Below are 20,596 nucleotides of genomic sequence, written 5' to 3' on the forward strand. Positions count from 1 at the left end.
TTCGTAAAACTAAATCAAAAATAAGTCAGAAGTTAGAGTAAAATCTAGCTTCTTTTTTATATTTAAAATTCCAAGTGATTGGAGAAAAGAAGGTGAAGCATGGCAGAAGAAAATATTCTTTATGAAATTAAAGAAAGTATAGCAGAAATAAAATCAACATTAAAAAGCAATGCTGAAAATACTGACTTAAAATTTCAACTACAAGAAGAAAAAATTAAAGTAGCAAATAATAGAATATCTGACTTAGAAAATTCTAATACATGGCTATGGAGAGCGATTGCTGGTGCTTTAATAAGTACAGTAATTGCCTTTTTAATAAATTTTAAATAGAGGAGTGCGTTAATCATGGAAAATTTAATGACTTTTATACCTGAATTTTTAATTATTGTTATTGTTGCAACATATGTAGTAGGTGTATTTCTTAAAAAGCTAGAAACTGTACCAGATAAGTTTATAACTTCATTATTAATGTTATTCTCAATTACTATAGCTGTATTATTAAATATTATAAATACCCAATACAAAGTAGCTTTAGATACTATTGTTAATGGAGTTTTATACGGAATACTTTGTTGGGGAGTAGCTGTTGGAGTAAATCAAACATACAAACAATTAAATAAATCAGAATAATTTTGAGGGCCAATAGGCTCTCTTTTAATTTATAAAAATATATAATAAAGGAAAGTGATTTAAATGAGTAAAATAGTAAGAATGATTTCAATTTATAACTATGGATCTAGGGGCGGCAACTCAATAAAATATATAGTTCTTCACTACACAGGAAATAAAGGAGATACTGCTAAAAATAACGGAACTTATTTTTGTGGTGGCAATAGGGGGGCTAGTGCTCATTATTTTGTTGATGATAATGAAATAGTACAAGTAGTAGAAGAGTATAATTCAGCTTGGTCAGTTGGTGATGGTAAAGGAAAATACAATATAACAAATCAAAATTCTATCTCTATAGAAATGTGCTGCAATTCAGATGGTAAAGTTTCTAAAAAAACAGAAGCTAATGCATTAGAATTAGTTAAGAGTTTAATGGATAAATATAATATATCTACTACTAATGTAGTGAGACATTATGATGCATCAAGAAAAATTTGTCCTAATTGGTCATCTAATAACTGGGGTAGATGGTTTAATTTCAAAAAGAAATTAGGCGATACTTCTATAGTAGAAAATATAGTTGTTACAACTCCTACAACTTCAGTTGAAGATTATTCCGAGTATGCAAATTATGTTGGCAGTAGATGTAAAGAACTTCAAACTCTATTAATATCATTAGGATATAATTGTGGTGGATATGGAGCTGATGGAATATTGGGTAAAGGTACTTACGACAGTTTAATTCAATTCCAAAAAGATAATGGCTTAAAAGTTGATGGATTAGCTGGACCTAATACATTTGATAAGCTATATGAATTAACAGGTGCTAATAATTCTAATACTTCTTTTAATTTTAAACAATGGGTAAGAGATTTACAATCAGAATGCAATAAGCAGGGATTCTCTAATCAAAAGGTTGATGGAGATCCAGGAGATAAAACATTAAAAGGATGCCCGACATTAAAAAAAGGTGCAGAAGGTAATATAACTAAATTGGCTCAAGAAAGACTAATAAGTTTGGGTTATGATTTAGGTAAGTATGGAGCAGATGGAGATTTTGGAACTGATACTTATAATGCAGTGGTGAAATTCCAAAAGGATAATGGATTAACACCAGATGGAATTGTTGGACAAAATACTTGGAGAAAACTATTAAATTTATAATAACAAAAAGGCTAGTAGGTAGGATAAATCTTGCTTACTAGCCTTTTTTATTTCCAAATATAAAATATGAAATTTAATATAAAATCACATCAAAAAGTTAAAAAAAGTTCAAAAAACCTTAAAAAAATATAAAATTTTTGCTTATTAATACTTGTCCATTTCCCAATAGAATGATAAAGTATAAATAAGCAATAATACCATATATTACGCATATACTGTATATTAAATTGAAATGAGGATATACTTTAATAAAATGAGGTGTAATATATGGGGAGAATAATATATTTAAATGGGAAAGATGGGATTAATATGGAAAAGATAGAGATAGAAAAAAAGACAAATGAGATCTTATCTAGTTATGATATTTTAGATATACCAGTAGATCCTATAGATATAGCTAAAAGGTTAAATATAAAGGTATTTAATCGTAACTTCAATAGTTTCTCAAATGATACTGTATCTGGAGCCATAAAAAAAGAAGATAATAATATTAATATATATGTAAATGAAGAAGATTCAATTGAAAGAAAAAGGTTTACTATTGCACATGAGTTAGGACATTATTTTTTACACTTAGAATGTAATTCACAAAAAGAGTTTGTAGATATGCATAGAAGAACAGGGTATAACACACAACTTCCTAAAGAGAAGGAAGCTAATCAGTTTGCAGCCGCTATTCTAATGCCGGAAAAGAAAGTAAGAGAATTATATAAATCTATAAACAATTTAGGAGTTAGTGAAAGTTTTATAATAGAATGGTTAAGTGAAAGATTTTTTGTCTCTAAGCCAGCGATAAAATTTAGATTAAAGAATTTGGGGTTAATATAAGAATGGTGAATACAGAGAATTTAGATGACGATTGCATAGAGGTTGAGGAAGAAAATAATCCTAGGCTAGATGAGGTAATGATAGATGACGTAGAGAGTTCTGATGATGGAGTTATAGAATCAACATTAGACAGAAATAATTTAAACTCTGAACATACAAGTAATTCAAATTCTGATTTTATAGAAATATTAAATATATGGAAATCAGAAAGAAAATTAGAGTTAGGATTAAAGGAAATGGTTTGTAAAAATTTAATAAAGCTTATATTTGCAGAAGCCGTATTAATAGCACTTATGGTAGTTTTACAAGGTACAAAAATATGGAATTTGGAAGAATGGACTTTTAGATTAATTATAGTAAGTGTTTTTGCTGAAATAGTAGGTGTGTTTATTATAGTTGTTAAAAGTTTATTCCCAGAGGATTCTAGTAAATCTATGTTAGAACTTATAAAACATATATATGGGAACGATAGAAGGGATAGTTAGGATTAAGTTTGACTATCCCTTCTATTATCATATAAAAATTAAAAGTATCATAATGAAACTTTTTAAAAAGTCTACCAAGAACTACAACCTATATTTACATATTAGATTTATAATATTTAATTAATAGCATTATGTTTACAAAATATGCTATAATTAGTTTGTAATTGTATTTTAGTGCGAATTTTAAAGTAGAAAAAATATTATCTTTTATATCATTTCATATTTAACATATAGTGCAGTTCTTCTGGCGTTTCAAGCATACCTCTTCGCATCCATTCATCCGTCAATCCAAATAAAGTGCCTGCAAAAGTAGCGACCGTATAAGTTGAAATATTGTCAGGTGGTGAGTTTATTCCACTAACAATACGTATGCCTTCGTAAAGTAAATTAGAAAGATTAGCTTTGTATAATAGCAGATAGAGTTCTTTATTTTCATAAAAATAATTGAAGAGACTTACAACGAAATCACCTGATGGATTAGCGTCAAAATCTTTTTTCCATTGTTCAAGTTTTTCAATAATATATTGACTTAACACATCTTCTTTACAAGTATATTTTCTATAAAAAGAAGCACGTCCAACTCCTGCTTTATTAACCAATTCAGATATGGATATATCTTGAAATTCCTTTGTTTTAATCAAATCAAAAAGTGTAAGTGCTAGTTGTTCTTTTATATAATTCATTTACATATTTCCTTTCTGAGACAAATTTCAAGTATTTGTCTCAATTGTATTTGTGATATTGAAAAAAAGATATTCTTATGATACAATTGTCTCACATTTTCTTATAAATTATACCAAAAAAGTAGTTAGTTTAAAAGAATGAAGATTAGTAAATATTTGGAGAACATTATATGAAGAAAAGAGATATTGTAATACTTTTAATTATTATTGTACTTGCCATAGTATCAGGAGCAGTATGTGGCAAAGCAATACTGGATAGGATTATATGAAAAAATCAGTAAAATATCTTATATTTGCTCTTACGTTTTTTGTTATTTTTTGCCTTAGTGCAATCTTAAGAATTCACTCATTAGGTAGTGCTCCTATGAAACTAATAGAAGTGGATTGGAACGAAAATGTGGGAACAAAATATACAGACTTAGACTACAAAAATGAGAATGGAAATAAATATGATTTATACATTCCAAAAAACTTAGATAAAGAAAAAAAACAATATTTGATTCTATTTATTCATGGAGGTAGTTTTAATTCTGGCTCAAAAGAAGATGGTGATATATGGTGTAAGTACTATGCGTCAAAAGGGTACATTACTGCAACCGTCGATTATACTTTACAAAATCAAGGTAAGGAAGCTTCAATTTTTTTAATGAATGAAGAAATTGAAAATGCAATAGAAGCTATCAAAGTAAAGACAACTGAACTGGGATACAATGTAGTTGCAATGGCTTCAAGCGGAGTTTCTGCTGGTGGAACATTAGCAATGAACCTAGCTTATAATTCTAACTCTGTAATACCTGTTAAATTTGTTTTTCAACTAGCAGCTCCAACATATTTTGAACCAAATGATTGGACGTTGTTGATGAAAGTTAATCGTTGGAATTCAAGTGAAGAGTTTTTAAAAATGATGACAGGTTTTGATTTGAACGAGAAAAATTATATGGAACAAGTCAAAAAAATATCTCCTTCAGGTCTTGTCAATGAAAATACTGTTCCTACACTACTTGGGTATGGATTGCGTGACCATTGCGTTCCATTGAATCAAAAGAACTATCTTATAGATTCTTTAGATAAATATGAAATTTCATACGATTATATCGAATTTCCTAAATCTAACCACGGAATGTACAATGACTTAGATAAAATGCAGGAATTTATCGACATGTCCTTGGAATACTGTAAAAGATATTTTAACTAATAATCTACAGTCTAACATTTAATATTCAAAAGCAGTTAATCTTACAGATTAACTGCTTTTTTCATAGTTTTCTATTTTTCAGTAATCTTGTCATTTCTTCGCCTGATTCTTGCATTCCTCTTAAAAACCATTCTTCAATCCATTTGAAATGGTTGGACCAGCAAGTTTCTTTGCAGAAGATTGGGACACTTATGACCTAGATAAAAATAATGAAGCAGCAGCTGGATTATTTGGAGTAATGCTTGGTAGCGAAATAGATAAAGATAAAATCGGAACAGATGAGCTTCAGGAAATAATGAAACCTATATCAGCTTATGCGTGGGTTAATGAAAATTCAGTTCCATCTGTAATTACTTATGGAAAATACGATAAAATATGTCCATTTAAAACTGCAAGACATTTAGTAAATGCATTAGAAGAGAATAATGTAGATTATAAGTATTTTGAAGCATCACATTCAGGACATGGACTTCAAAATGATGATAAAATATATGAAGAATGTATGGATACTGTCGTTGAGTATTTAGATAAATATATGCCAGTAGAAAAATAAAGTAGGAACAAATACGCATACTCTTCTGCTTCGCAATATTAATATATTGTTACATAAAAAGAGTAGGAAGACCTACTCTTTTTTCATTCTCACACCACAAAGTCTACAAGTACAATACCCACCTATAGGAATTTTACAAGAATTATCATTTCTTAAATCTTTAGTAGAGCACTTATCACAGCAACTACTATTACACCAGCAATTATAATTTTCATTAGAATACTTATATTGAATAATACATTTTTTCATAAAACACCATCTTTAATAGAAGAATATCAGAATATATGTTCTAAAACAATCTATAAAGTATATTTTGTTAGAAATAATAAAATTACAACTATTAAAGATAAAAGTATTAATAGATTACATCTTACAAAACTCTTTTTCATAACTCTCCTTCTTTATGGGAATTATTTACATATATATGATATAATAATTATATATTTACAAATTTGAGGTGAAAAATTGGTTAAAAATAAATTAAAAGAAATTCGTATGAGAGAATATATGCTTAATCAAAAAGATTTCTGTAAACTAATAGGAATAAGTCCAAGCACTTATAACCCAATAGAAAACAATGTTAAGCAAGGAAATGCTGAAACTATATTATTAATCGCTAAAGGACTTAATCGAAAGGTAGAAGATATTTGGTACCTAGTAGATTAGGTCCTTTTTTTATATCTAAAATTCGAGAATGAAAAAATAATTTTCAAATAGGAATAAAATGTATGATTGAGAATACATATATAACAAAGGGCAACAAAGTAGCCTTAAATAATGTATTTGGAGGATAACATGGAAACAATAGGCGTAGATTTAGGCAATTGTAACATTAAGACAAGTAAGGGAATAATAGTACCTTCATTAATTACAAGGGGAGAAAATTATTTAATAAGTACAGGATATCAATTAGAGTTTAACAATGAAATATTAATTATTGGAGAAGGTGATTATGATACTAATCTAGATAAAATATCTAAAGAAAATCTTTTACCAATGCTATGTTTAGCTTTAGGGTTAAGTACTAAAGAAGAATTTATAAGAATAGTACTAGGATTACCTATAAATCAATATAGAAGTAAAAAAGATAAAATGATTGAAGTAATTGAAGATAATAAAATATTAAATTTTAAGTTAAATGGAATAGAAAGAACTATTTATATTGAAGAAGCTGCAATATTTCCAGAAGGGGTTGCAACATATTATTCGTTGGATGTGGATAAGAGAAGAGAGTTAATAGAGAAAGATTTAATTGTTTTAGATATTGGAGGAAGAACTACAGATATAGCATTGCTTAAAGCTGGTAAAAAAAGAAGTGTTGCTAAAAGTACAAGTTTAGATGTAGGTATGATTAATATATACAATGACCTAATTAATGAAATAAATAGTTTATATACTTTATGTTTAAATCTTGAAGATGCAGAGAACATAATAAAAAATGGGTTAGAAGTAGATGGAGAAAAGAAAGATACTACATTTATTAAAAATATTATAAGAAATAATATAGAAAAAGTATTCAAAGAATTAAATATAAGCTATCCGGTTAGAACAACTCCTGTACTTGTTACTGGTGGAGGGGGAAGATCCTTCTTTAAGTCTATAAAAAAGAGATATCCATCAGCTCAAATAATAGAAGATAATTTATTTTCAAATGCTTTAGGATATAAAAAGGTAGGGGAGAAGTTATGGAGAGATTAAGAATAACTATAGAGTTTAATAAGAATAGAAAAGAAGAATTGAATCTTTATGAGAAATTACAAAACTATAGTAATCCTGCTGCATATATAAAAGATGTTCTTAGAGGATTATTACCAATACCAGGAGAGATTAAAGTTGTATCAGAGGTAAGCTCAGAAAATGAAGACTATGAGGATTTAATGGATATATAAATACCACACTATTACCACACTACTAGAAAATTAATAAGAAAAGCTAATAGTGGGGTAATGTGGTGGTAATAGCCAAAAAGTACTCGGTAAATCACCGATATATGGTCGATTAGATTTGGAGAGAGTAGGGGAGTGGTTAGGAAATGTTAGGATTTAAAGAAAAAGAAATTTTGGGAAGAAAGAGCGAAGATGAATTAAAAATATATAGATTAACTGTACAAGTATCTAAGAGGGAAAAGGAAAAAATAATTCAACTTGCAAAAAGTAGAGGGATGAGTGTAAGTGATTATGTTAGATATTTTTGTATTCATAAACCTTTTATTAGTAAATTTAATGAGGAGGAAGAATAGTGTATGTTGATTTAAATTGTATAGTAGAAACAATAGCAACTTTGATATCCATTACGTTTATAAGTTGTCTTATAGCAATTACTATTTATAAACTTATCCAGTCATGGGATGAAGGCAAGGAAAGATATTTAGCTAATGAAGAAAATGAAAGAAGAGAAGAATTGAATAAAAAGAGATTAGAAAATCTTAAACTTGAAAATTTAGAGGTTAAATTAACAAGCGAAGACATTGAATTATTAAATCTAATAGCTGGTAACAAGGGCACTCCTAAAGGTGTCTTAAGGAATATGTTAAGAGAGCATTTAAGGAATTAATAAAAGTGGACATATACTGTTATTTAGAATAGGTTGCAGATAAAACTATGCAACAATTATTAAGTGGTAATGCAGATATAGGATTTTCAGGACCAGAGCAAGTTGTTTATATTTATAACCAAGGAAGAGAAGATTATCCAGTTGTATTTGGACAATTAACACAAAAAGATGGTTCATTTTTAGTGGGAAGAGAAGCAGAAGAAGATTTTGATTGGTCATCATTAAAAGGTAAAGAAATAATAGGTGGTAGACCAGGTGGAATTCCCGAAATGGCTCTTGAGTATGTACTAAAAGAAAATGGATTAGACCCAGAAAATGATGTGAATATGGTTACAAATGTTGATTTTACAGCTACTGCAGGTGCTTTCAAATCTGGAACTGGTGATTATGTTGCATTATTTGAACCAACAGCTACAATGTTAGAAAATGATGGTGGTGGTAGTATAGTTTCTTCAGTAGGAGAACAAGCAGGAAATATTGCTTATACTTGCTTCTATACAACTAAATCATATATGGATGAAAATCCAGAAATAATTCAAAAGTTTACAAATGCAATTTACAAAGGTCAATTATGGGTTCAACAACATACAAGTGAAGAAATTGCTGATTCTATTAGTTCATTTTTCCCAGGAACTGATAAAGATGTAATAGTTAAAGTAATAGATAATTATAAGAGTATAGATGCATTTTCAGAAACTCCTGAAGTAAGTGAAGATGGTTTAAATAAGCTAATGGATATTATTCAAGGATATGATTCAAGCTTGATTCAAACAAGACCAGATTTTAATGTTATCGTAAATAACTCATTTGCAGAAGAGGCAACAAAATAAACTAATGCTATAAATAGTTTAGTTAGTAGTTAAAAGAAAATAAGTTAAATTAATTTAGAAAAATAAACAAACAACTACTAACTATAACTATAAAATTATTATGGGGTGGTGGTAAAGTGAGTCTCTTAGAAATAAAGAATATAAATATGAACTATCACACTATGGAAGGAGCTACAGAGGCAATTAAAGATGTCAGCTTTTCAGTAGATGATGGGGAATTTATAAGTATAATTGGTCCTTCAGGATGCGGAAAATCAACATTGCTTAATATTATAAGTGGAATATTAACTCCATCAAGTGGAGAAGTTAAATTTAATGATCCAGATGTAAAAAATAATCTAGATAAAATGGGATATATGTTTCAAAAAGATTATTTATTTCCATGGTTATCTGTTAGAGAAAATGTATTATTAGGACTTAAAGTTAAGAAAATATATACAAAAGAAAACATAGAATTTGCTGATGAATTACTAAAAAGTTATGGATTAGAAAAATTTGAGTCACATAAGCCAACACAGTTATCAGGGGGTATGAGACAAAGAGTAGCTTTAATTAGAACATTAGTCTTAAGACCAGAAATAATATTACTTGATGAACCGTTTTCTGCATTAGATTATCAAAGTAGATTAAAAATGACAGATGATGTTTATGAGATAATTAAGAAAGAAAAGAAAACAGCAATAATGGTAACACACGATTTAGGTGAAGCTATTGTAATGTCAAAAAGAGTAATAATTTTAACTTCTAGGCCAGCTTATATAAAGGATGATGTTAATATAGAGTTTAAGAATAAAGATGCAACTCCTTTCGATAAGAGAAAGGAACCAGAGTACAATGAGTACTTTAGAAAGTTATGGGGGGAGTTGGATAATTAGTATGGAAAAAGAGCATGAATTGTATTTAAGAAAAGTTAAAAGGGACAAATGGAAAGTAAGAGCAATAAGAATTTTAATTTTAGTAGCATTTATTGCACTATGGGAAATTGCAGCGCAATTAAAATGGATAGATCCATTTTTAACTTCAAGTCCTAGTAGAATTATTAAATCATTAGTTAGTTTTATAAATGAAGGCACATTATTTAGGCATATATGGGTAACTTGTTATGAAACTATAATTGGATTTACACTAGGTACAGTTTTAGGAGTAGCTATTGCAATATTATTATGGGCTTCAAAAACAGCATCAAAAGTATTAGATCCTTATTTAGTAGTATTAAATGCATTACCAAAAGTAGCACTTGCTCCAATAATAATATTTTGGGTTGGCAATGGTACATCAGCAATTATTACAATTGCATTGCTAATTTCAATTGTTACTACAATAATAAGTGTTTTAACAGGGTTTAATGAGGTAGATAAAGGGAAAATGCTATTAATGACAACCTTTGAAGCAAACAAGTGGCAAAAATTAAGATATTTAGTTTTTCCAGCTTCTGTACCAGTTATTATTTCTGCATTAAAAATAAATGTTGGACTTTCTTGGGTAGGAGTTATAATGGGAGAATTCCTAGTTGCAAGAGAAGGATTGGGATTCTTAATAATATATGGTGGACAAATAGCCCAATTAGATATGGTTATGATGAGTATAGTAATTCTATCAGTTATTGCTTTTATAATGTATGAGATTGTAGCTTTGATAGAAAATAGATTAATTAAAAAAAGACAATAATTTCAGTTAATAATGGCAAATTAATTAATTTAAAAATGGCAGATTAATTAATTTAAAATAGTATGTAATAATAAAAAATAAATTATTAAATAATTTGCCATTTTTAATTACATAAATTAGTGTATAATGTCGAAATTATAAATTACTATTTGAAAAAAATATAATTTTTTGTTAGAATTGTTGTTAAGAATATTTATTTAACAAATGGAGGGATTATGGAAAATAAAAAAAATGACTCCTTAAAGTCTAACAAGAAGTTAATTAAAAACAAATATGTTGAGCCAATAATTACGATAGGTCTTTCTATTTTATTTGCTTTTGTAGTATTAATATCAATACAAAGCATGATGGGAACAAAGACAGTTACAATAACGAATAATAAAGCAGAAGAGTATTACTATGATGGTAAGTATGATGAAGCTATAAATGAATATATGACAATGCAAAAAGAAGATGCATGGCCAATTTGGACAGCTAGAGTAGCAGAAATATACTCAATCCAAGGTGATATAACTCAATCAAATAACTTATTAAAAGAAGCTATAGTAAAACGAGATAAGTTAATGCTTGAAAATGGAGATGAGTACTTAGAGCAAGATAAAGAATTAATAAATGAAGTAGTATTTACTTTTTATATGAATAATGACTTAGAACAAGCAGAGAGCTTAGGTGAATATTATTTAGAAAGTTATAATACATATAAACCTTTATTAAAAACAATGTTTGCTGTTTATTTAGCAAATGATGAAAAAGACTTAGCAAAAGGAATAGTAAACTCTTATCCGGTGGATAAAGATAGTGCTTATGATTTAGCTACTTTAGCTAAGATGCAAATAATGATTAATGATTATGATAATGGTTTAGAAAACTTAAGACTTTCATATGAGATTGATAAAAATGAAATAAAATCATATGATGTTATAATGGAAGCTTGTCAATTTGATAAAGAAAAGTTATTGAAGAAAGTAACAGAATTATCAGAAGAAAATCCGAAAGTTGAAGCATATAAGGCGTGGATTAATGAAATTAATTCATTTGATGAAAAAAATATTGATTTTAGTAAAAATGTAATTGATGAAATAAAGAATAATATAAATACTGACGAATTAGAAGAAGATTCATATGTAGATTTGTATATTAAGGCTTGGGAGAACTATAATAAAGGTCAATATGATAAAGCAAAAGAATTTGCTAATGAAGCGATATTGGCTAATAGTGATTATGAAAATACTTATGGAATGTTAATGCCTAATATATTAATTGCTACAGAAAATTCAGATAAAATCGAAGGTTATATTAGAAAAGCTATATTTAATGAACCGTATAATTACAATTTAATTGTAAATATTGCTAAGTTATATGAAGATAAATTATCTAATTTAGATAAGGCAAAGTATTATTATGATTATGCTTTAACTTTAAATAAAAATAATGATGAATTATATTATGATTTAGCACTTCTAAACTTAAAGATGGATAAAGTTGATGATGCAATTTTAGATTTAAATAAAGCAATAGCTATAGATGAAGATAAAAGTGATTATTATAGAGCTTTAGGTACTATTTACTATAATGAAAAGGAATATGATAAAGCTATTGAAAATATAAGAAAAGCATATTCGCTTAATGAAAAAGATGTTTTAGCATTAAATAATGCAGCATGTTATTATATTACAGTAGATAAAGATGTATGGAGAGCATATTCAAATATTGAATCAGCATACAATGACATGCCAAGTTCTATTGATAGTGAATCAAAAAAACTAATTACTAATAATTATAATGCTATTAAAAAAGTATATGATAAGTATGTTAATGATGAAAATACAATAGTAGATGTTCAAGGATTAGAATTAGCATATTAGAAAAATGAGAGATGATAAATATCATCTCTCATTTATTTTGGAGAAAAGTACAAATTTAAAAAATATCTTTCCAGTTATTTGAATATATGATATTATATTATAAGAAGGAATATTCTGAATTTTATGAAAAACTATGTAGTAATAGGTAGGCTATTTGAAAAAAATGCTGAAATATTATTGGTTTAAGTATATGGGTAGGGAGGAATTTAAAATGGAACAAAAAATTAAAAAAATAGCTTTATTAACAGGTGGTGGAGATTGTCCAGGCCTAAATGCCGTAATTAGAGCCGTAACAAAAACAGCAATATTAAATTATGGTATCGAAGTAATCGGGTATAAATTTGGATATAGAGGATTATATAATAATGATTTTGTTTCTTTAAACTTAGATTCAGTATCGGGTATACTACATAGAGGAGGTACCATTCTTTATAGTTCAAATAAAGATAATTTATTTGATTATCTTGTAGAAGAAAATGGAGTAATGGTTAAGAGAGATGTATCTGATGTAGCAGTTGAAAATTTGAAAAAAGAAGGTGTTGATGTTTTAGTTGTAATTGGTGGTGATGGAACATTAACATCAGCTAGAGATTTTGCTAGAAAAGGTATTAATGTAATAGGTGTTCCTAAAACTATAGATAATGATTTAGCATCTACTGATGTGACATTTGGATTTAATACTGCAATAGATGTAGTTACAGAAGCTTTAGATAGACTTCATACAACAGCAGAATCACACCATAGAATTATGCTTTGTGAAGTAATGGGAAGAAATGCAGGATGGATAGCATTAGAATCTGGAATAGCAGGTTCAGCAGATGTAATTCTTTTACCAGAAATACCATATGATATAAATAAAATTGCGGCAAAAGTAAAAGAAAGAGAAGAGCAAGGAAGAAACTTTACTATTATAGTAGTAGCAGAGGGAGCGAAACCTAAAGACGGTGATGTTGTAGTATCTAAGATAGTTGCAGATAGTCCTGATCCAATAAGACTAGGTGGAATTGGTAATAAACTAGCTGATGACTTAGAAAAGTTAATTAAAGAACATGAAGTAAGATGTACTGTTTTAGGACATGTTCAAAGAGGGGGAAATACTTCTACTTACGATAGAATTCTTTCAACAAGATACGGGGTAGCAGCTGTTGAATTGATGATGGAAGGAAAGTTTGGAAGAATGGTTTGCTTAAAAGGAGATACTATAACTAGCGATACATTAGAAAATGTAATAGGACAAAATACTAAGAAAGTAAATCCAGAAGGTGAATTAGTACAAGTTGCTAAAAAGATAGGAATATCTTTTGCAGAATAATAAATAAATATTGAAGAATATAAATAGTGACAAATGCAAAAAATGATTTTATATTGTGTGATTATTTTTTGTAGTATTGTCACTATTTTTAAGGTTAAGATTATAAGTATTTAAATTAAGTTAGATAGATTTGAATGATGTGCAAAAATGGAAAAAATTTTAGTGAAATACTTCAAAATATTCTGACAATATGATATACTTATATTAAAGTAAGAGAAATTTATTGATCAGTGGATTTAGGAGGGTATTATGAAAGAGATAAAGAAATATTTAGAATCAAGAATCGGGAAATATAGTTTCTTTTTTGAAGATTTAAAAAGTGGTTATGTGTATGGATACAATGAAAACGTTCCTATGATTGCCGCTGGGTGTATGAAACTTCCAATAGCTGTTTCATTAATTAAAGCAGTAGAAGATAAGAAAGTGGACTTTATGGATAAGGTTAAAATCCAAAGTGGAGATAAGGTTTACGGAACAGGAATTATTCATGAATTTAATGAAAGAGAATATACTGTATTTGAACTTCTTGTAATAATGTTAATACAAAGTGATAATACTGCAGCAAATAAAATTATAGATATAGTTGGAATGGAACAAATTAATGAAGATATAATTGCTATGGGATTAAAGAATACAAGGTTAAATAGAAAGACAAATGATGAAAGAACAGCAATTACTGATGTTGAAAACATAACTACTGCTTATGATTTATCAAGAATATGGAAACACTTAGCCAATGGAACATTTTTATCAAAAGATAATGGTCAGATGCTTATAGATATTTTAAGAAGACAGCAAATTAAAAATAAATTAGCATTATACATTCCTGATGATTTAAAAATAGAGATATCAAGTAAAACTGGAGACAAAAAAGGTGTTGAGAATGATACTGCTTACTTAGAATTACCAAAAGGAAAATTCACTTTTACAGTATTATCTCAAGATATACCAAATAGTGTTTATGGAACTGTATCTTTAGCTAAATGTGGTAAAATGATGTGGGATGAGGTAATGAACAACTGGAATTAAATTACATTGACAAAATTTGAATGTAATGTTATTCTAACAAAAAAGAACCTTTAAGAGAATCCGAGAGATTCATAAGGAAGTTGTAATAATACCCATATTATAAGATTACTATACCTTCCTTATATTTTAAGGAAGGTTTTTTGTATTCTTTAAATTTAACACCGTGATGTTAAAAAGGAGTGACTATAAATGAAAAATAAACATTTAATAAGCCCTATGGACTTTTCTAAAGAGGAGCTTAATGAAATTTTCGAATTAGCAGAAAAAATAATTTCAAATCCAAAAGAATTTTCACATATCTGTGATGGCAAAATCTTAGCCACACTTTTTTATGAACCAAGTACAAGAACTCGTTTTAGCTTTGAAGCTGCAATGATGAGATTAGGAGGAAAAATATTAGGATTTTCTGAACCAAACTCAAGCTCTAGTGCAAAAGGTGAAACATTGGCAGACACAATCAGAATGGTTTCAATTTATTCAGATATAATTGCAATGAGACATCCTAAAGAGGGATCAGCAAAAGTTGCAAGCATGTACTCATCAGTTCCTGTTATTAATGCAGGAGATGGTGGACATCAACATCCAACTCAAACATTAACAGATCTGTTAACTATAAAATCACAAAAAGGAAAATTAGAAGGACACACAATTGGATTATGTGGTGACTTAAAAAACGGACGTACAGTTCAATCTTTAATCATGGCCATGTCTAGATATAAAGATACTAAATTTATACTTATATCTCCAAAAGAATTAGTAATTCCAGAATATATAAGAGAAGAAGTGCTAAAAAGAAATAATATATCTTTTAGAGAAGTAGAAAATATAGAAGAAGTAATTGAAGAATTAGATATACTATATATGACAAGGATCCAAAAAGAAAGATTCTTTAATGAAGAAGAATATTTAAGACTAAAAGATTGCTATATATTAAATAATGAAAAAATGCAAAAAGCAAAACCGGATATGATAGTAATGCATCCACTTCCAAGAGTAAATGAAATTGCAACAGAAGTTGATAGTGATGACAGAGCTGTATATTTTAAACAAGCAGAATATGGAATGTATGTAAGAATGGCTTTAATAGTTAAGTTGTTGGAGGTAATGTAATGCTACAAATAACTAGTATAAAAAATGGATTTATGTTAGACCATATAAAAGCTGGCATGGGTGTTAAAATATTTAGATATTTACATTTAGATGAACTTGGACATCAAGTTGCGTTAATTATAAATGCTGATAGCAAAAAAATGGGTAAAAAAGATATAATAAAAATCGAAAATTTAGAAAATATAAATTATACAGTGCTTGGATTACTTTCTCCAGGTATCACAATAAATGAAGTAAGAAATGAAGTTATTATAAGTAAGGTTAAACCAGAACTTCCAGAAGAAGTTCAAGATATATTAACATGCCAAAATCCTAATTGTATTACTTCGGTAGAAAATTATATACCACATAGCTTTAAGTTATTAGATAGAGAAAAAGGAAGCTATAAATGTGAATATTGTGAACAAATTATAAATCCAAGTGAGGTATAAAAGTTATGAGTTTATTAATAAAGAATGCTAATGTCATAGATGCAAATGGAAATTTTCAAGGCGATATATTAATAATAGATGGAATAATTAATCAAATTGGTAAAGAAATAAATAAAGAGGGTATTGAAGTGATTGATGCAAAGGGATATACAGTGATGCCTTCTTTTATAGATACTCATGCTCATTTTAGAGAGCCAGGGTTAACGCATAAGGAAGATATAGAAAGTGGTTCTAAAGCTGCAGCAAAAGGTGGATATACTGGAGTATGTTTAATGGGAAATACTAATCCGATTTGCTCAACAAAAGAAGTTGTAGAGTATGTTAGAAATAGAGCTAAAGAAGTTGGATTAATTGATGTTCATCAATGTGTATCAATTACAGAAAACTTTTGTGGAAAGTCTATAGAACACTTAGAAGCTTTTAATGATGATAAAGAACTTGTGGCTATAACTGATGATGGCGTTGGGGTTATGGACTCGAGTGTTATGATGAAAGCTATGGAAAAAGCAAAAGAAAGCAATTGGATTGTAATGTCTCATGCTGAAGACAAAACATTTTCTAAAATAGATATGAGAATTGCAGAAGACTTAATGACTATAAGAGATTTGTATTTAGCTAAAGTAACAGGTGCAAGATTACATATGGCCCATGTGAGTACAGTTGAATCAATTAATGCAATAAGAAGAACTAAAAATGAAGGTGGAAATGTAACTTGTGAGGTTACACCACATCATATAGGATTAACAACAGATATAAGTAATTATAGAGTAAATCCTCCAATAAGAGAAAAAGAAGATGTTAATGCAATAATAGAAGGAATTAAAGATGGGACTGTTGACTGTATAGGTACAGACCATGCGCCGCATACTGAAGAAGATAAGAAAAATGGTGCGCCAGGAATGGTAGGATTAGAAACTTCGTTTAGTATTTGTTACACAGAATTAGTAAAAAATAATAATATATCTATAAATAAATTAAGTGAATTAATGTCTAAAAATCCAGCCAATATCCTTAGAATGAACAAAGGAACAATTTCAGTTGGAAAAGATGGAGATTTAGTATTAGTTGATTTAAATAAAGAAGTAACAATTGACAAAGAAACATTTGTATCTAAAGGTAAAAATACTCCTTTCCAAGGAAGAAAATACTTTGGAGAAGTTATAAAGACTATAAGAGGCGGTAAAGTAATATATAGTAAATAGGTTTAGTATTATCATAAGTGGAGAAAGGTGAAAGTGAATATGAAAAGTTTTATAATGGATAAATTATATAAAAGAGTTGAAGAAAGAGGAGTTGTGTGCTTAGGGTTAGATACAGCTGTTGAGTATATACCTACACATGTTTTAGAAGGAAGATCATTAGAAGATGCAATATTTGAATATAATAAAGCAATTATAGATGAAACTTTAGATGTTGTAGCTTGCTTTAAAGTTCAAATAGCATATTATGAAGCTTTAGGATTAGCTGGACTTATGGCATATAAGAAAACACTAGAATATTTAAGAGAAAGAGATGCTATTATCATTGCAGATATAAAAAGAGGAGACATAATGGCAACTGCAACTCAATATGCTAAGGGGCATTTTAGTGGGGATTTTGAAGCAGACTTTATTACATTAAGTCCATACATGGGTATGGATAGTATAGAACCATATATGCCATATATGGAAAGTGGAAATAAGGGTGTTTTTGTATTAGTTAGAACTTCAAACCCAGGGGCTGAAGATATAGAAAATATAGATACAAAAGATAATAGTAAGGTTTATAAAGTTGTAGGTGATAAGCTTACTAAAATGGGTGAGTCTGTAAAAGGTGAATGTGGATATTCAGCAATAGGTGGAGTTATTGGATGTACTCATGTTGAAGAAGGTAAGGAAATAAGAGAAAGATATAAAGATATGTTCTTCTTAATACCTGGATATGGTGCACAAGGTGGAAAGGCAGAAGATGTAGCTTTATACTTAAGAGATGGAAATGGTGGAGTTGTAAACTCATCAAGAGCTATTCTTTTAGCATATAAAAAGGAAAATAAACCAGAAGAATTTGCTGCTTGTGCAAGAAGAGAAGCTATAAGAATGAGAGATGAAATAAGAAACGCAGTTAATAGTCTTTAGGAGGATGGAGTTTATGAAGTACACACAAGGAAAAATATTATTAAATCAAGAAATTCAAAATGGAATCTTTAAGATGGTTGTTGAAGATAAAAATGAAGCAAAAGCAGGTCAGTTTTATATGCTTAAGCATAATGGAGCAACTCTTCTTCCAAGGCCTATAAGTGTATGTGAAACTGATGGGGAAACACTTACTTTTGTTTATGCTGTTGTAGGTGCTGGAACTAAGGAATATGCAGAGCTAAAAGTGGGAGATACAATAAGTTTAAATGGGCCTTTAGGTAATGGATTTAACTTAGAAGAGGACTATGGAAGAGTTGCTTTAGTAAGTGGAGGAATTGGTACAGCACCAATGTTAGAACTTTCTAAAAGGCTAAGAGAAAAGAATAAAGATATAAAAATGGATCTTTATGCAGGATTTAGAGATGATGTATATTTAATAGATGAAATAAATGAATTTGTTGATAAAAGCTTTGTTTCTACAAATACAGGAAAATATGGTCATAAGGGATTTGTAACAGAAATATTAGATTTAGATAAATATGATACAGTATTATGTTGCGGTCCTGAAGTTATGATGAAAAGAGTTGTAGAAATGTGTAAAGAAAAGCAAGTAAAAGTATATGTTTCAATGGAAAAACATATGGCTTGTGGAGTAGGAGCATGTCTAGTGTGTACTTGTAAGACTAAAGATGGAAATAAAAGAACTTGTAAAGATGGTCCAGTATTTGATGGATACTATGTAGAATTATAAAAGACCAAAGGAGAAGATAAAATGTTAAAAGTTAATATAAATGGATTAGATTTTAAAAACCCAGTAATAGCGGCATCAGGAACCTTTGGTTTTGGAGCAGAATATAACAATTTTTATGATGTAGGAATTTTAGGAGGTATTTCATCAAAGGGATTAACTTTAAATGAAAAGGCAGGAAATGATGGTATAAGAGTTTTTGAAACTCCATCAGGAATGATGAATTCAGTTGGCCTTCAAAATCCAGGAATAGATAGATTTATATCAGAAGAACTTCCAAAGATGAAGGAATTAGGAACTAACATTATAGCAAATGTTGGTGGTGGATGTATGGAAGATTATGAAATTGCTTTAGATAAGCTTAGAGGAACAGCTATTGACATGATAGAACTTAATATATCATGTCCAAATGTAAAGAGTGGAGGAATGGCTTTTGGAATTAAATCAGAAGTTGCTTATGAGGTTGTTAAGAAAGTTAAAGCGATAGTTGATAAGCCACTTATGGTTAAGTTATCTCCTAATGCAGAAGATATCGTAGATATGGCTATTAAATGTCAAGAAGCAGGAGCAGACTCTTTATCATTAATTAATACATTAAAGGGATTAGCAATAGATCCATACAAGAGAAAAGCTGTGTTTAATAATGTATATGCAGGGGTATCAGGACCAGCAGTTAAGCCAGTAGCTTTAAGAATGGTTCATGAAGTTGCTAAGGCAGTAGAAATACCTGTAATAGGTTTAGGTGGAATAACAACAGGGTTAGATGCCATAGAATTCATGATGGCAGGGGCTTCAGCAATTCAAATAGGAACAGTGAACTTCTTTAATCCAATGGCAGGAAAAGAAATTATCGAAGAAATGGAAGCATTCTGCAGAGATCAAGGTATTAAAGATATTAATGAAATAGTAGGAATAATATAAAATAACATAAAATAGAGCTATAAATGTATTTACATTTATAGCTCTATTTTAATAGTGTATTAGTAAAAGTTATTTTATCAAAGTTCCTTGATGAAAAATAATTTTCCAGTATTTATCATTATATGTCCATATTGAACTTCTAATAGATTTAATGGTTATGTTATCTTTAATAAATTCTTTCTTCAATTTATATTTTGCTAATACACAATTTTCAGATATTTTTAATAAATCAAACTCTATAATTTTAAAGTTCGCATCGGCTTCATGAAATGTATGGCCTTCAGAATATTTATATATCTCTCCAAAATCCATATATATACCCCCTTTTTGTATAATACAATACAATTATACGGTAAATATTGAATAACTCACATATAATTATAAATAGATTAGTTTATTTAAGAGGATATTTAGTTAGGAGTAATTCAAATTGTGCAGTGTGGTATAAGAAAAAATAAATACATATAACATTATGCATAAGTGTATTTAGTAGTTGCT

The 20,596-nt window shown here is 28.6% G+C and carries 26 protein-coding genes and 1 pseudogene; 24 read left to right on the forward strand and 3 right to left on the reverse strand.

What is annotated here, in order from left to right; translation table 11 throughout:
* The first annotated feature begins 99 nt into the window (after nt 1–99).
* From HCG70_RS06900 to HCG70_RS06920, 5 genes are all read left to right on the forward strand, one after another.
* Nucleotides 100–330: a hemolysin XhlA family protein gene (locus HCG70_RS06900; protein ID WP_154821212.1), complete on the forward strand. Its 231-nt coding sequence runs from the start codon at nt 100–102 to the stop codon at nt 328–330.
* 15 nt (nt 331–345) lie between these two features.
* Nucleotides 346–630: a phage holin family protein gene (locus HCG70_RS06905; protein ID WP_154821211.1), complete on the forward strand. Its 285-nt coding sequence runs from the start codon at nt 346–348 to the stop codon at nt 628–630.
* Between the two features lie 63 nt (nt 631–693).
* Nucleotides 694–1,773, forward strand: a complete 1,080-nt coding sequence (locus HCG70_RS06910; RefSeq protein ID WP_221697596.1) for an N-acetylmuramoyl-L-alanine amidase — start codon at nt 694–696, stop codon at nt 1,771–1,773.
* A gap of 267 nt (nt 1,774–2,040) precedes the next feature.
* Nucleotides 2,041–2,601 carry an ImmA/IrrE family metallo-endopeptidase gene (locus HCG70_RS06915; protein WP_221697597.1) on the forward strand — a complete coding sequence of 187 codons (561 nt, stop codon included), beginning with the start codon at nt 2,041–2,043 and terminating at the stop codon, nt 2,599–2,601.
* A 2-nt stretch (nt 2,602–2,603) separates the two neighbouring features.
* A complete protein-coding gene (locus HCG70_RS06920) occupies nt 2,604–3,086 on the forward strand; it encodes a hypothetical protein (protein ID WP_221697598.1) in 483 nt (160 codons plus the stop codon).
* A gap of 212 nt (nt 3,087–3,298) precedes the next feature.
* On the opposite strand, the gene HCG70_RS06925 is transcribed toward HCG70_RS06920, so the two are convergent.
* Nucleotides 3,299–3,769 (reverse strand): TetR/AcrR family transcriptional regulator, encoded by a 471-nt coding sequence (locus tag HCG70_RS06925; protein ID WP_221697599.1) that lies wholly within the window; start codon nt 3,767–3,769, stop codon nt 3,299–3,301.
* Nucleotides 3,770–4,034: 265 nt separating this feature from the next.
* Here HCG70_RS06925 and HCG70_RS06930 point away from each other — a divergent pair, with 265 nt between their 5' ends.
* Both HCG70_RS06930 and HCG70_RS06935 read left to right on the forward strand, forming a co-directional pair.
* Complete coding sequence (locus HCG70_RS06930; RefSeq protein ID WP_221697600.1) at nt 4,035–4,964, forward strand: S9 family peptidase; 930 nt, start codon at nt 4,035–4,037, stop codon at nt 4,962–4,964.
* Nucleotides 4,965–5,112: 148 nt separating this feature from the next.
* A complete protein-coding gene (locus HCG70_RS06935; protein WP_221697601.1) occupies nt 5,113–5,517 on the forward strand; it encodes a S9 family peptidase in 405 nt (134 codons plus the stop codon).
* A 72-nt stretch (nt 5,518–5,589) separates the two neighbouring features.
* Here the strand turns inward: HCG70_RS06935 and HCG70_RS06940 are convergent, their stop codons facing one another.
* The gene (locus tag HCG70_RS06940; RefSeq protein ID WP_221697602.1) at nt 5,590–5,766 is read right to left on the reverse strand and encodes a hypothetical protein; all 177 of its coding nucleotides are present in this window, start codon (nt 5,764–5,766) and stop codon (nt 5,590–5,592) included.
* Between the two features lie 216 nt (nt 5,767–5,982).
* Between HCG70_RS06940 and HCG70_RS06945 the strand changes: the two genes are divergently transcribed.
* The 17 genes and pseudogenes from HCG70_RS06945 (at nt 5,983) to HCG70_RS07025 (ending at nt 20,098) form a co-directional block, all read left to right on the forward strand.
* Nucleotides 5,983–6,183, forward strand: a complete 201-nt coding sequence (locus tag HCG70_RS06945; RefSeq protein ID WP_260457799.1) for a helix-turn-helix transcriptional regulator — start codon at nt 5,983–5,985, stop codon at nt 6,181–6,183.
* A 129-nt stretch (nt 6,184–6,312) separates the two neighbouring features.
* On the forward strand, nt 6,313–7,215 hold the full coding sequence (locus tag HCG70_RS06950; protein WP_221697603.1) for a ParM/StbA family protein: 903 nt from the start codon (nt 6,313–6,315) through the stop codon (nt 7,213–7,215).
* Nucleotides 7,203–7,406: a hypothetical protein gene (locus HCG70_RS06955; RefSeq protein WP_195952600.1), complete on the forward strand. Its 204-nt coding sequence runs from the start codon at nt 7,203–7,205 to the stop codon at nt 7,404–7,406. The genes HCG70_RS06950 and HCG70_RS06955 overlap by 13 nt, the downstream gene beginning before the upstream one ends.
* 143 nt (nt 7,407–7,549) lie before the next feature.
* Nucleotides 7,550–7,756, forward strand: a complete 207-nt coding sequence (locus tag HCG70_RS06960) for a plasmid mobilization protein (protein WP_055277799.1) — start codon at nt 7,550–7,552, stop codon at nt 7,754–7,756.
* Nucleotides 7,756–8,070, forward strand: coding sequence for a hypothetical protein (locus HCG70_RS06965; RefSeq protein WP_055277800.1), 315 nt, complete (start codon nt 7,756–7,758; stop codon nt 8,068–8,070). Before HCG70_RS06960 ends, HCG70_RS06965 begins: the two co-directional genes overlap by 1 nt.
* Nucleotides 8,071–8,105: 35 nt before the next feature.
* Nucleotides 8,106–8,900 (forward strand): annotated as a pseudogene (locus HCG70_RS06970) (ABC transporter substrate-binding protein); the annotation flags it as partial.
* A gap of 116 nt (nt 8,901–9,016) precedes the next feature.
* Nucleotides 9,017–9,775 (forward strand): ABC transporter ATP-binding protein, encoded by a 759-nt coding sequence (locus tag HCG70_RS06975; protein WP_042393574.1) that lies wholly within the window; start codon nt 9,017–9,019, stop codon nt 9,773–9,775.
* 1 nt (nt 9,776) lies between these two features.
* Entirely contained in the window at nt 9,777–10,568 is a 792-nt protein-coding gene (locus HCG70_RS06980) for an ABC transporter permease (RefSeq protein WP_042393575.1), read from the forward strand.
* Nucleotides 10,569–10,783: 215 nt separating this feature from the next.
* A complete protein-coding gene (locus HCG70_RS06985) occupies nt 10,784–12,433 on the forward strand; it encodes a tetratricopeptide repeat protein (protein WP_221697604.1) in 1,650 nt (549 codons plus the stop codon).
* Nucleotides 12,434–12,644: 211 nt separating this feature from the next.
* A complete protein-coding gene (locus HCG70_RS06990; RefSeq protein ID WP_042393577.1) occupies nt 12,645–13,745 on the forward strand; it encodes a 6-phosphofructokinase in 1,101 nt (366 codons plus the stop codon).
* Between the two features lie 249 nt (nt 13,746–13,994).
* Nucleotides 13,995–14,774, forward strand: coding sequence for a serine hydrolase (locus tag HCG70_RS06995; RefSeq protein WP_042393578.1), 780 nt, complete (start codon nt 13,995–13,997; stop codon nt 14,772–14,774).
* 189 nt (nt 14,775–14,963) lie between these two features.
* Nucleotides 14,964–15,884: an aspartate carbamoyltransferase gene (gene pyrB, locus HCG70_RS07000; RefSeq protein WP_042393580.1), complete on the forward strand. Its 921-nt coding sequence runs from the start codon at nt 14,964–14,966 to the stop codon at nt 15,882–15,884.
* On the forward strand, nt 15,884–16,315 hold the full coding sequence (locus HCG70_RS07005) for an aspartate carbamoyltransferase regulatory subunit (protein ID WP_042393583.1): 432 nt from the start codon (nt 15,884–15,886) through the stop codon (nt 16,313–16,315). Before pyrB ends, HCG70_RS07005 begins: the two co-directional genes overlap by 1 nt.
* Nucleotides 16,316–16,320: 5 nt before the next feature.
* Entirely contained in the window at nt 16,321–17,517 is a 1,197-nt protein-coding gene (locus HCG70_RS07010; protein ID WP_055291126.1) for a dihydroorotase, read from the forward strand.
* 39 nt (nt 17,518–17,556) lie between these two features.
* The gene (gene pyrF / locus HCG70_RS07015; RefSeq protein WP_042393589.1) at nt 17,557–18,429 is read left to right on the forward strand and encodes an orotidine-5'-phosphate decarboxylase; all 873 of its coding nucleotides are present in this window, start codon (nt 17,557–17,559) and stop codon (nt 18,427–18,429) included.
* Between the two features lie 13 nt (nt 18,430–18,442).
* Nucleotides 18,443–19,180, forward strand: coding sequence for a dihydroorotate dehydrogenase electron transfer subunit (locus tag HCG70_RS07020; RefSeq protein WP_042393594.1), 738 nt, complete (start codon nt 18,443–18,445; stop codon nt 19,178–19,180).
* A 21-nt stretch (nt 19,181–19,201) separates the two neighbouring features.
* On the forward strand, nt 19,202–20,098 hold the full coding sequence (locus HCG70_RS07025; protein ID WP_042393597.1) for a dihydroorotate dehydrogenase: 897 nt from the start codon (nt 19,202–19,204) through the stop codon (nt 20,096–20,098).
* 69 nt (nt 20,099–20,167) lie between these two features.
* Here the strand turns inward: HCG70_RS07025 and HCG70_RS07030 are convergent, their stop codons facing one another.
* Nucleotides 20,168–20,410 (reverse strand): hypothetical protein, encoded by a 243-nt coding sequence (locus HCG70_RS07030; protein ID WP_052330556.1) that lies wholly within the window; start codon nt 20,408–20,410, stop codon nt 20,168–20,170.
* Nucleotides 20,411–20,596: the final 186 nt, after the last annotated feature.

It is taken from the genome of Clostridium sp. K04 (genome assembly GCF_019734375.1).
In the GTDB taxonomy this organism is placed as follows: domain Bacteria; phylum Bacillota; class Clostridia; order Clostridiales; family Clostridiaceae; genus Clostridium; species Clostridium saudiense.

Bases quoted from the DNA above. Each gene is read 5' to 3' on its own strand.
- HCG70_RS07010 (WP_055291126.1), top strand. From the start codon at position 16,321: ATGAGTTTATTAATAAAGAATGCTAATGTCATAGATGCAAATGGAAAT.
- HCG70_RS07005 (WP_042393583.1), top strand. From the start codon at position 15,884: ATGCTACAAATAACTAGTATAAAAAATGGATTTATGTTAGACCATATA.
- HCG70_RS06905 (WP_154821211.1), top strand. From the start codon at position 346: ATGGAAAATTTAATGACTTTTATACCTGAATTTTTAATTATTGTTATT.
- pyrF (WP_042393589.1), top strand. From the start codon at position 17,557: ATGAAAAGTTTTATAATGGATAAATTATATAAAAGAGTTGAAGAAAGA.
- HCG70_RS06900 (WP_154821212.1), top strand. From the start codon at position 100: ATGGCAGAAGAAAATATTCTTTATGAAATTAAAGAAAGTATAGCAGAA.
- HCG70_RS06960 (WP_055277799.1), top strand. From the start codon at position 7,550: ATGTTAGGATTTAAAGAAAAAGAAATTTTGGGAAGAAAGAGCGAAGAT.
- HCG70_RS06920 (WP_221697598.1), top strand. From the start codon at position 2,604: ATGGTGAATACAGAGAATTTAGATGACGATTGCATAGAGGTTGAGGAA.
- HCG70_RS07020 (WP_042393594.1), top strand. From the start codon at position 18,443: ATGAAGTACACACAAGGAAAAATATTATTAAATCAAGAAATTCAAAAT.
- HCG70_RS06955 (WP_195952600.1), top strand. From the start codon at position 7,203: ATGGAGAGATTAAGAATAACTATAGAGTTTAATAAGAATAGAAAAGAA.
- HCG70_RS06950 (WP_221697603.1), top strand. From the start codon at position 6,313: ATGGAAACAATAGGCGTAGATTTAGGCAATTGTAACATTAAGACAAGT.
- HCG70_RS06940 (WP_221697602.1), bottom strand. From the start codon at position 5,766: ATGAAAAAATGTATTATTCAATATAAGTATTCTAATGAAAATTATAAT.
- HCG70_RS06995 (WP_042393578.1), top strand. From the start codon at position 13,995: ATGAAAGAGATAAAGAAATATTTAGAATCAAGAATCGGGAAATATAGT.
- pyrB (WP_042393580.1), top strand. From the start codon at position 14,964: ATGAAAAATAAACATTTAATAAGCCCTATGGACTTTTCTAAAGAGGAG.
- HCG70_RS06990 (WP_042393577.1), top strand. From the start codon at position 12,645: ATGGAACAAAAAATTAAAAAAATAGCTTTATTAACAGGTGGTGGAGAT.
- HCG70_RS06985 (WP_221697604.1), top strand. From the start codon at position 10,784: ATGGAAAATAAAAAAAATGACTCCTTAAAGTCTAACAAGAAGTTAATT.
- HCG70_RS06915 (WP_221697597.1), top strand. From the start codon at position 2,041: ATGGGGAGAATAATATATTTAAATGGGAAAGATGGGATTAATATGGAA.
- HCG70_RS06930 (WP_221697600.1), top strand. From the start codon at position 4,035: ATGAAAAAATCAGTAAAATATCTTATATTTGCTCTTACGTTTTTTGTT.
- HCG70_RS06925 (WP_221697599.1), bottom strand. From the start codon at position 3,769: ATGAATTATATAAAAGAACAACTAGCACTTACACTTTTTGATTTGATT.
- HCG70_RS06910 (WP_221697596.1), top strand. From the start codon at position 694: ATGAGTAAAATAGTAAGAATGATTTCAATTTATAACTATGGATCTAGG.
- HCG70_RS07030 (WP_052330556.1), bottom strand. From the start codon at position 20,410: ATGGATTTTGGAGAGATATATAAATATTCTGAAGGCCATACATTTCAT.
- HCG70_RS06980 (WP_042393575.1), top strand. From the start codon at position 9,777: ATGGAAAAAGAGCATGAATTGTATTTAAGAAAAGTTAAAAGGGACAAA.
- HCG70_RS07025 (WP_042393597.1), top strand. From the start codon at position 19,202: ATGTTAAAAGTTAATATAAATGGATTAGATTTTAAAAACCCAGTAATA.
- HCG70_RS06935 (WP_221697601.1), top strand. From the start codon at position 5,113: ATGGTTGGACCAGCAAGTTTCTTTGCAGAAGATTGGGACACTTATGAC.